At 67.3% G+C, this 9,249-nt stretch carries 23 protein-coding genes; 6 read left to right on the top strand and 17 right to left on the bottom strand.

Translation table 11 applies throughout. The features are described 5' to 3' along the window. Positions 1-32: 32 nt before the first annotated feature. The 9 genes from ACFYOY_RS13410 to ACFYOY_RS13450 form a co-directional block, all read right to left on the bottom strand. A complete protein-coding gene (locus ACFYOY_RS13410) occupies positions 33-329 on the bottom strand; it encodes a hypothetical protein (protein WP_388586800.1) in 297 nt (98 codons plus the stop codon). A gap of 104 nt (positions 330-433) precedes the next feature. Then, on the bottom strand, positions 434-622 hold the full coding sequence (locus ACFYOY_RS13415; RefSeq protein WP_388586803.1) for a hypothetical protein: 189 nt from the start codon (positions 620-622) through the stop codon (positions 434-436). A 104-nt stretch (positions 623-726) separates the two neighbouring features. After that, on the bottom strand, positions 727-948 hold the full coding sequence (locus ACFYOY_RS13420) for a hypothetical protein (protein ID WP_388586806.1): 222 nt from the start codon (positions 946-948) through the stop codon (positions 727-729). Between the two features lie 29 nt (positions 949-977). After that, complete coding sequence (locus tag ACFYOY_RS13425; protein ID WP_388586808.1) at positions 978-1,133, bottom strand: hypothetical protein; 156 nt, start codon at positions 1,131-1,133, stop codon at positions 978-980. A 235-nt stretch (positions 1,134-1,368) separates the two neighbouring features. Beyond that, entirely contained in the window at positions 1,369-1,521 is a 153-nt protein-coding gene (locus ACFYOY_RS13430) for a hypothetical protein (protein ID WP_388586811.1), read from the bottom strand. Further along, positions 1,518-1,688, bottom strand: a complete 171-nt coding sequence (locus ACFYOY_RS13435) for a hypothetical protein (protein WP_388586814.1) — start codon at positions 1,686-1,688, stop codon at positions 1,518-1,520. Before ACFYOY_RS13435 ends, ACFYOY_RS13430 begins: the two co-directional genes overlap by 4 nt. Beyond that, a complete protein-coding gene (locus ACFYOY_RS13440) occupies positions 1,688-1,894 on the bottom strand; it encodes a hypothetical protein (protein WP_388586817.1) in 207 nt (68 codons plus the stop codon). The genes ACFYOY_RS13435 and ACFYOY_RS13440 overlap by 1 nt, the downstream gene beginning before the upstream one ends. Then, on the bottom strand, positions 1,894-2,199 hold the full coding sequence (locus tag ACFYOY_RS13445; protein ID WP_388586820.1) for a hypothetical protein: 306 nt from the start codon (positions 2,197-2,199) through the stop codon (positions 1,894-1,896). Before ACFYOY_RS13445 ends, ACFYOY_RS13440 begins: the two co-directional genes overlap by 1 nt. Further along, the gene (locus ACFYOY_RS13450) at positions 2,199-2,411 is read right to left on the bottom strand and encodes a hypothetical protein (protein WP_388586823.1); all 213 of its coding nucleotides are present in this window, start codon (positions 2,409-2,411) and stop codon (positions 2,199-2,201) included. Before ACFYOY_RS13450 ends, ACFYOY_RS13445 begins: the two co-directional genes overlap by 1 nt. Positions 2,412-2,954: 543 nt before the next feature. Here ACFYOY_RS13450 and ACFYOY_RS13455 point away from each other — a divergent pair. From ACFYOY_RS13455 to ACFYOY_RS13465, 3 genes are all read left to right on the top strand, one after another. Next, the gene (locus ACFYOY_RS13455) at positions 2,955-3,593 is read left to right on the top strand and encodes an NUDIX domain-containing protein (protein WP_388586826.1); all 639 of its coding nucleotides are present in this window, start codon (positions 2,955-2,957) and stop codon (positions 3,591-3,593) included. After that, positions 3,590-4,006, top strand: a complete 417-nt coding sequence (locus tag ACFYOY_RS13460; RefSeq protein ID WP_388586829.1) for an NUDIX hydrolase — start codon at positions 3,590-3,592, stop codon at positions 4,004-4,006. Before ACFYOY_RS13455 ends, ACFYOY_RS13460 begins: the two co-directional genes overlap by 4 nt. A gap of 295 nt (positions 4,007-4,301) precedes the next feature. Beyond that, entirely contained in the window at positions 4,302-4,712 is a 411-nt protein-coding gene (locus ACFYOY_RS13465; protein ID WP_388586832.1) for a DUF6907 domain-containing protein, read from the top strand. 53 nt (positions 4,713-4,765) lie between these two features. On the opposite strand, the gene ACFYOY_RS13470 is transcribed toward ACFYOY_RS13465, so the two are convergent. Beyond that, entirely contained in the window at positions 4,766-5,038 is a 273-nt protein-coding gene (locus tag ACFYOY_RS13470) for a hypothetical protein (RefSeq protein ID WP_388586835.1), read from the bottom strand. Between the two features lie 178 nt (positions 5,039-5,216). Between ACFYOY_RS13470 and ACFYOY_RS13475 the strand changes: the two genes are divergently transcribed. The 3 genes from ACFYOY_RS13475 (at position 5,217) to ACFYOY_RS13485 (ending at position 7,006) form a co-directional block, all read left to right on the top strand. Further along, a complete protein-coding gene (locus tag ACFYOY_RS13475) occupies positions 5,217-5,573 on the top strand; it encodes a hypothetical protein (protein WP_388586837.1) in 357 nt (118 codons plus the stop codon). A 490-nt stretch (positions 5,574-6,063) separates the two neighbouring features. Continuing rightward, positions 6,064-6,228 carry a hypothetical protein gene (locus ACFYOY_RS13480; RefSeq protein WP_388586840.1) on the top strand — a complete coding sequence of 55 codons (165 nt, stop codon included), beginning with the start codon at positions 6,064-6,066 and terminating at the stop codon, positions 6,226-6,228. A gap of 130 nt (positions 6,229-6,358) precedes the next feature. Further along, entirely contained in the window at positions 6,359-7,006 is a 648-nt protein-coding gene (locus ACFYOY_RS13485) for a LysM peptidoglycan-binding domain-containing protein (protein ID WP_388586843.1), read from the top strand. 63 nt (positions 7,007-7,069) lie between these two features. On the opposite strand, the gene ACFYOY_RS13490 is transcribed toward ACFYOY_RS13485, so the two are convergent. The 7 genes from ACFYOY_RS13490 to ACFYOY_RS13520 form a co-directional block, all read right to left on the bottom strand. Then, positions 7,070-7,312 (bottom strand): hypothetical protein, encoded by a 243-nt coding sequence (locus ACFYOY_RS13490; protein ID WP_388586846.1) that lies wholly within the window; start codon positions 7,310-7,312, stop codon positions 7,070-7,072. Positions 7,313-7,330: 18 nt separating this feature from the next. After that, on the bottom strand, positions 7,331-7,615 hold the full coding sequence (locus tag ACFYOY_RS13495) for a hypothetical protein (protein WP_388586849.1): 285 nt from the start codon (positions 7,613-7,615) through the stop codon (positions 7,331-7,333). Positions 7,616-7,847: 232 nt separating this feature from the next. Further along, on the bottom strand, positions 7,848-8,063 hold the full coding sequence (locus ACFYOY_RS13500; RefSeq protein WP_388586852.1) for a hypothetical protein: 216 nt from the start codon (positions 8,061-8,063) through the stop codon (positions 7,848-7,850). After that, positions 8,060-8,326 (bottom strand): hypothetical protein, encoded by a 267-nt coding sequence (locus ACFYOY_RS13505; RefSeq protein ID WP_388586855.1) that lies wholly within the window; start codon positions 8,324-8,326, stop codon positions 8,060-8,062. Before ACFYOY_RS13505 ends, ACFYOY_RS13500 begins: the two co-directional genes overlap by 4 nt. Position 8,327: 1 nt before the next feature. Then, positions 8,328-8,804, bottom strand: coding sequence for a hypothetical protein (locus tag ACFYOY_RS13510; RefSeq protein ID WP_388586857.1), 477 nt, complete (start codon positions 8,802-8,804; stop codon positions 8,328-8,330). Beyond that, positions 8,801-8,989 (bottom strand): hypothetical protein, encoded by a 189-nt coding sequence (locus ACFYOY_RS13515; protein WP_388586860.1) that lies wholly within the window; start codon positions 8,987-8,989, stop codon positions 8,801-8,803. The genes ACFYOY_RS13510 and ACFYOY_RS13515 overlap by 4 nt, the downstream gene beginning before the upstream one ends. Positions 8,990-9,025: 36 nt before the next feature. Continuing rightward, a complete protein-coding gene (locus tag ACFYOY_RS13520; RefSeq protein ID WP_388586863.1) occupies positions 9,026-9,226 on the bottom strand; it encodes a hypothetical protein in 201 nt (66 codons plus the stop codon). Positions 9,227-9,249: the final 23 nt, after the last annotated feature.

Genomic DNA, 9,249 nt, shown 5'->3' on the forward strand with positions numbered 1-9,249 from the left:
GCTGCTCAGTCCTTTCTCGGGTCAGTGGCTGGTCAGTTGGTGGCGCTGGTGCGGGCGCGGTGGAATTCCTTGACGAACTCGTCGGTCAAGCCGGAGCCGATCGCGGCCCCGACGGGGCCGATGCCAGTCACGGAGGAGGCCCACAGCTCCAGCCACGCGGCCCGGGTCGCCAGGTAGATGACGACGGGCCGGAGGCAGCGGAGCGGGAACACGACCGTCGCGAGGGCGGCCATGACGAGCAGGGCGAGGATGCGGACCGTGCACACCCGCAGCCCGCGGGCAAACCGCCGCCACCTACCAGGCTTCGCGGTGATCAAATAGGCGTGCACGGGAACGACTCCTCCAGTTGGTTTTGGTGGTGGGGTGTCTGGCGGGCTTTCCACCGCCGCCCGGAGTGCAAGGCCGGGCGCGATGGGCTGCCGTCAGGCAGCGGTCAGCGAGGGCCGAACAGCTTCTGCCACTTCTTCTTGCGGCGCGCCTTGTCGGCTGCTGCGATGCGGTCGCGGGCCGCGAAACACCCGGTCCCCTCCGCACACACGTTCTTCGTGCCGATCAGCGTCTTCTGCGGGATGACCTTGCCCCAGTCCGCGTAGCCGCAGAGCCAGCACTCCGGCTTTGCCATGCCTTTCTCCTTCGTGGGTTGATGTGGTTCGGCTCGGTCTGGACGGCCCCCTCATCGCAGGTACGGGACCTGCGGATCGGGCTGCCGTCAGGCAGCAGTGGTGGTCAGCTGGCGGCGTCGATCAGTCGCCGCTTCTCGGCGAGCACCCGGCGGCGGGCCGCGGCGTCACCCTGCACGTAGCCGTCGCGCCAGAACGCCAGACGGCGGGCGGCATGGAACTCGCAGCCGGTGAACTCCCCGACCCCGTTCAGGCCGACCGTCACAGCAGTCCGGGAGCCCCGGCACCGGGTGGTGTCGCCGTCGGCTGCCGCATTGCAGAGGGTCATGCTGGTCCCTTCGTTGGTGGGGTGGGTGGTCAGCGGGTGTGCTTGCTGGCGTCGCGCTTGGCCGCCGCCTCGGTCGAGAACCAGGTGACCTCGTTGGACTTGCCGCACGAACAGCGCCACACGAAACGCTGACGCCGGTCACCCGGGTCCTGCAGAACGACCTTGGGGCTGCACTTGTTGGGCATGAACTTCCTCTCTCGATGGACGACGTGGGTCGCGCTGCTCCTCGGAGTACTGCCGGACTGTCCGGCCACCGCACCCCACGCCAGGACGCGGGGAGGGGAGGTGGGACAGGGAGACGGGGAGTCGTGCCCGCGGGTGCCGCGGGGGATCGGAATACCCGCGGGCACGACGATCAGGGGGTGGGGTGCCGGGTCCGGGGCTGGGGGATGCACCACCGGGCCCGGCGGATCGAGGGGGTTAGGCGGCGAGCGCCTTCTGCGACTGGGTCTTCGGCTTGCCGAACCCGGTGCGGTAGTCCTCGGCGGCCTGAGCGAGGAGTGCTGCGACCCGCTTCTTCCGGGCCGCCTCCTCCTCCGGCGTGCGTGGCTTCGGGTCGCCACTGGTCCTCACCGGACTGCCTGCTCTCGCGGCACGATCCGGAACACGTCCCGGCGGGCGTTATACACGACCTCGACGTCCTCGCCCTGGGCCCGCAGACCCTCGGCGATCCGGTCCAGCATCGGCAGGTTCCGGGAGTCCCCGGCCGGCAGCTCACGCAGCATCTCGGCGGTCGTCATCACGCCACCTGCTTCCGATAGACGATGTGCTGGACCCGAGACTCCGGAACCGCCATCTCGACGCCGCCCTCGAAGTGCAGCACCACGTAGTCGCCCTCGTGCGAGTACGACTCCAGCCGCACCCGGCCGACAAGCAGCTCCGGGAACGACATCTCCTCGCCCTCGGAGCAAGAGCCGTCCTCCGTCACGATCACAAAGGACGCCATCACGCCACCGCCTCAAGCAGCGGCGCGTAGCCGACCAGCTTGACCTCGACGCCGGCGAACCGGCCCTTCGCGGTGAGCACCATGCTGCCCGGCTGCGAACCCTGGTCGGCCCACTCCGGCAGGATCCCCAGCGCTGCCCGCCACGCCTCGAAGTGGTCGAGGCTGTCGTGCACGCTGACGTCGAGCTGGCCCGGATAGATGTGCGACGACTGGATCACAGCGGCGGGCAGGTGCGGGAACAGGCGGGCGATCGTCGCCGCCGCATCCAGCGCCCGCTTCTGGCCGGCGAGTGTCTCGGCGGTCATTAGCCCACCGCCTGGATGCCGCGCAGCTCGTCGGCGAGCGATGCGTCGTGGGTCTTGGCGCCGAGGAGGATGTCCTTCACCAGGTCGGTGCGACCCTCGGCGCGGGCACCCAGGAAGTGGGCGATGAATGCGGCGCGTGTCTGTCCGGTCAGCGGCAGACGTGCCGGGTGATCGGCGCGCTCGGGCGCCGCAGTAGAGTTGGCCGTGGCCATCAGGGTCTCCCTAGTAAGGACCTGTTGGTTAGGCCCTGTCTCGGTGTGTGGAAGCCCGAGACGGGGCCGTTTTGCGTTCATGCCAGGAGGTGGTGGAAGACACCTCCGTGGTGGCACTCCACCAACATAGACGCATCTATGGACTGGTGGCAATCCACCATGCGAAGATTTCGCCATGCCCCATGGAGTCCACACAAAGACAGCCCGGACATACCGGCCCGACCCGGAGCAATACGCGCGGGCGCAAGCCGCCGTGGCGTCATTGGGCTCCGACATGAACTCGCACATCTGTGCATTCATCAGCTGGCTCGTCCACGACACCGACGAGCTACCACCTCGCCCGCCGCGCCCCACAGAGACCGCCGCCGAAGACGACGGATAGGGAATCTTCGCCATGCCCCAAGTCAACGGCCCCCGCAGGCGCGGTAGAACGTCACGCAGCAGACGCCGCCAGGACGAAAAACGGGCGGCCTGGACACCGCGGCGACACGGCCCTGTCACCGCCCTGACAGACCCGAGCACCCAGAGCACGGGAGCCCCATAGTGGACGTCGTTGACACATGGACCGGACGCACCGCCTGCCTCCTCCAAGAGGCCATGCGGATGACGCACGAACAGTTCGCCGAGCACCTCGGCATATCGGTCCGCACGATCTCTCGGTGGCACTCGGCCCCCGAGATGACCCACAGGATCGAGGTGCAGCAGATCCTCGACACGGCATACGGAAGGGCAGATGAGGCGGTGCGCAGACGGTTCGCACTCCTAACACGTCCCCCAGAGGAAACACTGCAGGCCCAAGCCCTGCGCGTCGCCATATCCATCGTCATCCGCGAGAACGACGTGCTGCTCGTCTGCCGCCGCGGCAGCGACGCTCTCACATGGCAGTTCCCAGCCGGGGTCGTGAAACCCGGCGCAGCATCCGAGGCGGTAGCCGTGCAGGAGACCCACTCCGAGACCGGGGTGCACTGCTCGGTGCGCCAGCATCTCGGCGGCCGACTGCACCCACAGACCGGAGTGCTCGCCGACTACTACCTCTGTGATCACCTGATGGGTGAGGCGACGAACCGGGACCCGCTGGAGAACGCCGACGTCCAGTGGGTGCCCATCGCCGCCCTCCCCCGCTTCATTCCCGCCGACCGTATCTATCCGCCGATCCTCGAGGCCCTGGAGGCGACCGCATGACCGACACCACCACCGAGCAGCCGGGCATCTCCGCCGCGATCATCGTCGAGGGGGACCGGGTCCTCATGGTCCGCCGCCGCGTGAAGGAAGGGAAGCTGTCCTGGCAGTTCCCGGCCGGCGCGATCGAGGCCGGGGAGACCGCGGAGCAGGCAGCTGTGCGGGAGACGGCGGAGGAGGCCGGGCTGACCGTCGAGGCGATCAAGCTGCTGGGCGAGCGCGTGCACCCGAACACGGGCCGGCTCATGTCGTACACGGCATGCTCGGTCCTGGAGGGCGAGGCGCATGTCGCCGATGACGAGGAGCTCGCCGAGGTCGCCTGGGTGGCTCACGGCGAGATCGCCGAGTACGTGCCATACGGCCTCTTCGGGCCGGTGCAGGAGTACCTCGACGAGGCCCTGCACCGGAAAGACTGAATGGGCGCTTTTCAGTCACTTCTTCGGGGACATCCAGTGAGGCGGTTCGAGCCTTCGCCGTAACTTGCAAGTACCAAGTCGCAGGTAGTGACCTGCAGAGATGATGAGAATCTCAACCGTGAGACCCCCTAACAGGGCCCAGATAGGTTCCGGTTTTCGATGACCTGATCTCGACCCGCACTACTGTCGAACAGCACAACGACCGGGTGCTACCAACACCCGGTCGTCGCAAGAACCAGCGGGTTCGCGGTCCGCCGATCAAGAAACCCAACCCTGTCGAGATTGGAGCTTCCCTATGACTGTAGTGGACGAGCGCGCCCCGGCGCCTGTGCCGACGGTCACCCCTCCCCCATCGCCGCGCCTCGTCGCCGCCATGTACCGAGGCCAGCGGATCGCCGTTCCGTGCCCCAACTGGTGCGTGCGGGATCACTCGACCGAGGATCTGGCCTTCTTGGAGGACCTCTCCCACGAGGGCGAGGAGATCGCACTCGCGGCGCCCGAGTTCAACGGGGTCACGGAGGTGCTGGTCGCCGCGGTCCGGCAGTGGCCATTCGTGAACGACACCGACCGCGGCCTGCCCTACCTGGGCCTGGATGCAACGGGTGAGGGCGAGGTCGCGAACCTGCAGAAGGCTGCGGCGCTGGCGTTCGCCGACCAACTGGTGACGCACGCTACGGAGATTCGCCGGCTGGTCGCGATCCTGTGATCGCACAGCACGGAGGCCCCACCCGATCGGGTGGGGCCTCTGCTTGTTCCCGCCTACTGGTCGAGCAACCATTCGGGGTCGACGTCGCCGTTCTCGTCGATGGCGCCTTCGTCTCGAAGGATGGAGTTCATGAGGACGAGCTTGTAGTTGTCCTCGGTGAGCCCTTTGCAGGCGTCCGGCCGGTGGGTGGCTGACGCTTCGGGGTCGGCCCGGAGGGCTTTGAGGCAGCCGGGTACGAGTTCGTCTTGACTGGGCTTGTCGCTGCTGCAGCCGACGAGTGCGAGCCCCGTGGCCAGGCAGATGGCCGTGATCCAGTATGTGCGCACTGTCCCCCCTTTGGTTCGTCGTGGGGGCATGGTGGCAGGCATGGACGGGATGGGGCGACGTTGTGATGAAACGGTGATTTGAACAGATTCTCGTCACCTTGGCCGATTCGAGCCCTCCCGCTGCGCAGACTACTGCCGCCACCCTGTTGTCCTACTTCTGACCAGAGGGGGATCAGGGATGGCGCAGGCGTGCCCACAGTGCAGCGAGTCGAACCAGGTGTTGAACCTGGCAGAGTTCTGGAGATCGCTGTCGCAGGACGCGGAGTTGAAGGCGACCTTGGCGCAGCCGCCACCGTATGAGGCCCGGTACGTGGTCTCGCTGGCACTGGGGGCCGTGGCCATCTTGTGCCTGACCACGGGCTCGGCGCCAGCGATCCTGCTGGGTGTTGTGCTGTTGCTGGCGGCCGGCGGGTCGGTGGCATGGTTCTGGCGGGAGTCCGCAGAGCGGGAGGCGGCGCGGGCTGCCTGGTCGCGGTTGCTGTATTGCAGGCGGTGCGTCCGCCAGTTCCCACCAGACAAGGCTCTGGCCGCGTAGCAGTCTGCCGTGAATCCCTAGTCTCTGACCGCCGCTAAAATCGGGCCGTGAGGGCTGATGAGGGGAGGCGGCACGATGAACTGCACCAACTGTGGCGCGACCGTTATCCAGGGGCCGGATGGTGGATGGTCGTGCGGCAACTGCGGGGCCTCGGGGGCGGCACCGCCTACGGTCGAACTGTATTTCGCGACGTACACGTGCACCGGCTGTGAGGCACAGGTGGATGGCGTAGGCGGCAGGTGGGCGTGCACAGGCTGCGGTACGACGTCTGGGTATGTTGAGCCGCCGGGGGGCTGGAAGTCTGAGCTGAGGGAGCATGCGGGCTCGCCGGGCTATGTGGGGCCGCCTCAGGCGGACTGATGGAACAGCAGCAGGGCCCCCACCCGGGCGGGTGGGGGCCTTTCGCACGTGTGTGGCCGTCTTCCTTCGTCCGGGTGGGCTACCCGTTCTCACGGGGCACTGGCCGCCCCACGCCCGGCATGCTGCAGGGATGCCTGACGATCCGCACTGTTCTAAGTGCTGCCCGGTGGAGCCTCCGAAGAAGCCTGAGCCGTGGTCGCCGCCGCTGGCTGTGTTTGTGTGGCTGGCCATGGCCAGCGTTGTCGTGGTGGGCGGCTGGGCGCTGATCATGTGGGGGCTCGGCGCCTGGCGGTGAGGTGGCCGTACCTCCCCCGCTTGGGTGATCCGCGCTGCGACCTTTGGCGGTTGCATGGAAGGAGAGGCGCTGGCCGGCGAATCCGCAGGAGGTCGCTTCCGGCTGGTTGCCAAGCCGAAGGGAGGAGACCATGCGTCGGACATTCGGCCGGCGAACAGCTGCTGCGATCGTGCTGGCCGTGCCGCTGACATTCCTGTCGGCCGCCCCCGCTCAGGCTGACTCCACGGGGGTAGCGGAGGTGAGTGACTGCAGCGTCGGGCAAGGCAATGCGGGAGATCCGGAGCCCACCGGCATCGTGACCGTCAAGAACACCGACTCGACCACGCATGATTACACCGTCGATGTGAAGTTTACGCAGGGTGGAAGCACTGCGGGCTGGGCCCGAAACCAGTACGTGACGAACGTGGACGCGGGCTTGACGAGCGACCCGATACAGGTTGCCGCCACGAGTGTGTCCAGCGACATTGATCCGCAAGGCAACATTGGCTGCGAGATCACGAAGGCGAAGGATGACGCTGGCAGGAACATCGACATCGCTGGCAGTGAGGGCCCCAGCACAGGACCGGACACCGGCGAAGGGGTCGCTCACTACACGGTGAGCCGGGGAGACACTCTGTCGGGCATCGCCCAGCAGGAGTACGGAGACGCCTCCCAGTGGAAGAGGATTTACAACGCCAACCGGCAGACGATCGAGCAGGCGGCACAGGATCACGGCTTGCCCTCGAGCGACCACGGGCACTGGATCTTCCCTGGCATCCAATTGGTCATACCGCAGTAGCCGACGACATCCTGGGCAGCAAAAGGCCCCCGGCCGTGAGGGTCGGGGGCTTCGCTGTGCGACTTACCCGAGGTGCTTGAGGTCGAGGATGCGGACCCGCTGCGGGTATTTGATCACGACGAGTACGGCTCGGGTGTGGTCGAGAATGAGGAGGCGCTTGACGTCCCCGTCGCCGGCGTGGGGCATGGTGTGCGCAAAGGGGTCCTCGCAGACCGAGGCGATGGCGCGGCCGAACTCGGCGCGGGCGTCGTCGGGGAGGGAATCCCAGACGGCCTCAACATGATGCGGGTAATTGAGCCGATACACGCTGTATAGCGTGCCAGGTCAGGCGGCTCCGCGTGCCCGGATCCGGTCAGCTTCTCTCCGAACCCGGTCGGTTCCGTCGATCCATTGGCCGGGGGGCTCTTCGCCTCGAGATTCACAGGCGATGATCTCGTCTGCTTGTTCGAGGGCCGCGAGCGTGTCCGAGGCGATCTGCCGCCACTTCGCGAACACGGTGAGCAGCTCGTGGGCCGGCGCCCGGTTGATCTCGCCGAGGAAGCGTTGCGCCAGCGCAGGATTGCCAAGCGCTTCACTGATGCGTTCGATCGTCCATGGCGCGTCGCTCATACGGATACCTAACTGCCGCCTGCTTGGTTCTGCTCTGTCGTGATGGCACCCACCGTAGCGAAGGTGATATCACCTCGCGGAGGTTCCTACGCGACATGCCCCAGGAAAACCTGGTGGCGATTGTTATTCGACAGCTAATCGAGGAACTCTGCGCAGATTGCAATTGCCGCTGGCATGCGACAGCAGTGCGCCCCACTGTTGGCTGGTCGAAGCCGGACAGCGGGGCGAGCGCTCACTGCTCCTCCTGCTCTGCTGGCGCCGTCCCGTCGAGCAGGTAGTCGATGCCCTGGATGGTGGTCCAGATGTCCTGCTGCTCAAGGCTGAGTGTCCAGGTGGTGGCCCGGTCACGCAGCTGCTCGTAGCTGAGGCCGGCTTCGGCCAGGAGTCTGGCGCGCTGCTCGCGAAGCTGGTCCGGGGTCTGGTGAATGACGGTGGGGCGCTCGGTCACGGCAGGGTCCTTTCGTGGGCGGGCAGCTGGTACGTCAGCTCCAGCAGCTCAACCTCCAGCTCGGCGAGGGTCTTGTGCTGGACGGCGACGTGGACGAGAGCCGAGCGCAGGGCCTCGGCGTGCGTGGGCGCGTTGTGCCGCTCGGCCCGGGCGCAGCCGGTACGGCTGGCGGTACCGCAACAGCAGGTCCAGCCCCAGCCGCCGTTCGCGCGGCGGAACACGGCCGGTCGGCCGGGACGGAGCGGGAAACGGGAAACCGGCACGTCAGTCCCCCGGCAGGATCGTCACGGGCACGGCGCCGGGGGTGCGCTGGTCGTCGTCGAAGTCGAACCACTGACGGTCGGTTCGCCAGTACACGGCCCACGTGCGGCGCACGCGGTCTATCAGCCGGGCCCGGTGTGCGGGGCGACGGGTGAGGGGCTCGCCGGTGAGGTCGAGCATGAACTCCCCCGCGGCCTGAACCATCAGCTCCTGGTCGATGTGGCCGAGGGCGATGCAGCTGCTGTCGTCGCCGTAGGGGGCAAGGGCCACGCCGTGGTGGACGGCGAACATGTCACCGGCAGTGGGCGTGAACTGGCAGTCTGGGGTCCAGCCCTCGAGGGAGCGGGCGGACCGCTGAATGGTGTCGAGGGCATCCTGGATGCCGCGCGGCGGGTCTTGCGGCCAGTTTCGGCGAAGGGTGTGGTGGGCGCCGTGAAGCAGATCGGCGATCTCGTACACGGTGGGGACGGTGGTGATCACAGGGGCCGCCCGTCGCAGTCGATGTACTCGCCGTTGCGGTCGCGGTGGGGCTGGAAGCAACCGGAGTGATCGAACTCCTTGTCGCCCTCGTGTTCGGCGATGAGCCGGGCGAGTGTGGCCGGGTCGCCGATGTTGTGGATGCGCATGAACTCTTCTTTGGTCACGGGCGCATCGGGGTTGTTCATGGGTCTCCTTCTGGATGGTCGTGGCGGGGGGGGCGGTCAGTCGCGGGCGGGCTGGGAGACGTGTCCGGGCTGGACGTGTCGGAGTCGGCCAATGCCGTCGGCGGTCAGGGTGTAGCCGTGGAGGCGGTTGCGGCGGTCGGTGACGACCTCGTCGACGGTCCACCAGGTGCCGCGGAAGCGTTCGAGGCTGCCGTCGTAGCGGACGTAGTCGCCGCGCTTGAATCTGCGTGCGGGCATTGGGGCTCCTTGGTTGGGCTGGG

The organism is Streptomyces sp. NPDC007875, assembly GCF_042868035.1.
Classification (GTDB): Bacteria; Actinomycetota; Actinomycetes; order Streptomycetales; family Streptomycetaceae; genus Streptomyces; species Streptomyces antimycoticus.

Coding starts and splice junctions, on each gene's coding strand:
- ACFYOY_RS13515 (WP_388586860.1), bottom strand. CDS start 8,989: ATGAACAACCCCGATGCGCCCGTGACCAAAGAAGAGTTCATGCGCATC.
- ACFYOY_RS13480 (WP_388586840.1), top strand. CDS start 6,064: ATGCCTGACGATCCGCACTGTTCTAAGTGCTGCCCGGTGGAGCCTCCG.
- ACFYOY_RS13520 (WP_388586863.1), bottom strand. CDS start 9,226: ATGCCCGCACGCAGATTCAAGCGCGGCGACTACGTCCGCTACGACGGC.
- ACFYOY_RS13435 (WP_388586814.1), bottom strand. CDS start 1,688: ATGACGACCGCCGAGATGCTGCGTGAGCTGCCGGCCGGGGACTCCCGG.
- ACFYOY_RS13495 (WP_388586849.1), bottom strand. CDS start 7,615: ATGAGCGACGCGCCATGGACGATCGAACGCATCAGTGAAGCGCTTGGC.
- ACFYOY_RS13420 (WP_388586806.1), bottom strand. CDS start 948: ATGACCCTCTGCAATGCGGCAGCCGACGGCGACACCACCCGGTGCCGG.
- ACFYOY_RS13425 (WP_388586808.1), bottom strand. CDS start 1,133: ATGCCCAACAAGTGCAGCCCCAAGGTCGTTCTGCAGGACCCGGGTGAC.
- ACFYOY_RS13485 (WP_388586843.1), top strand. CDS start 6,359: ATGCGTCGGACATTCGGCCGGCGAACAGCTGCTGCGATCGTGCTGGCC.
- ACFYOY_RS13475 (WP_388586837.1), top strand. CDS start 5,217: ATGGCGCAGGCGTGCCCACAGTGCAGCGAGTCGAACCAGGTGTTGAAC.
- ACFYOY_RS13440 (WP_388586817.1), bottom strand. CDS start 1,894: ATGGCGTCCTTTGTGATCGTGACGGAGGACGGCTCTTGCTCCGAGGGC.
- ACFYOY_RS13465 (WP_388586832.1), top strand. CDS start 4,302: ATGACTGTAGTGGACGAGCGCGCCCCGGCGCCTGTGCCGACGGTCACC.
- ACFYOY_RS13415 (WP_388586803.1), bottom strand. CDS start 622: ATGGCAAAGCCGGAGTGCTGGCTCTGCGGCTACGCGGACTGGGGCAAG.
- ACFYOY_RS13445 (WP_388586820.1), bottom strand. CDS start 2,199: ATGACCGCCGAGACACTCGCCGGCCAGAAGCGGGCGCTGGATGCGGCG.
- ACFYOY_RS13460 (WP_388586829.1), top strand. CDS start 3,590: ATGACCGACACCACCACCGAGCAGCCGGGCATCTCCGCCGCGATCATC.
- ACFYOY_RS13450 (WP_388586823.1), bottom strand. CDS start 2,411: ATGGCCACGGCCAACTCTACTGCGGCGCCCGAGCGCGCCGATCACCCG.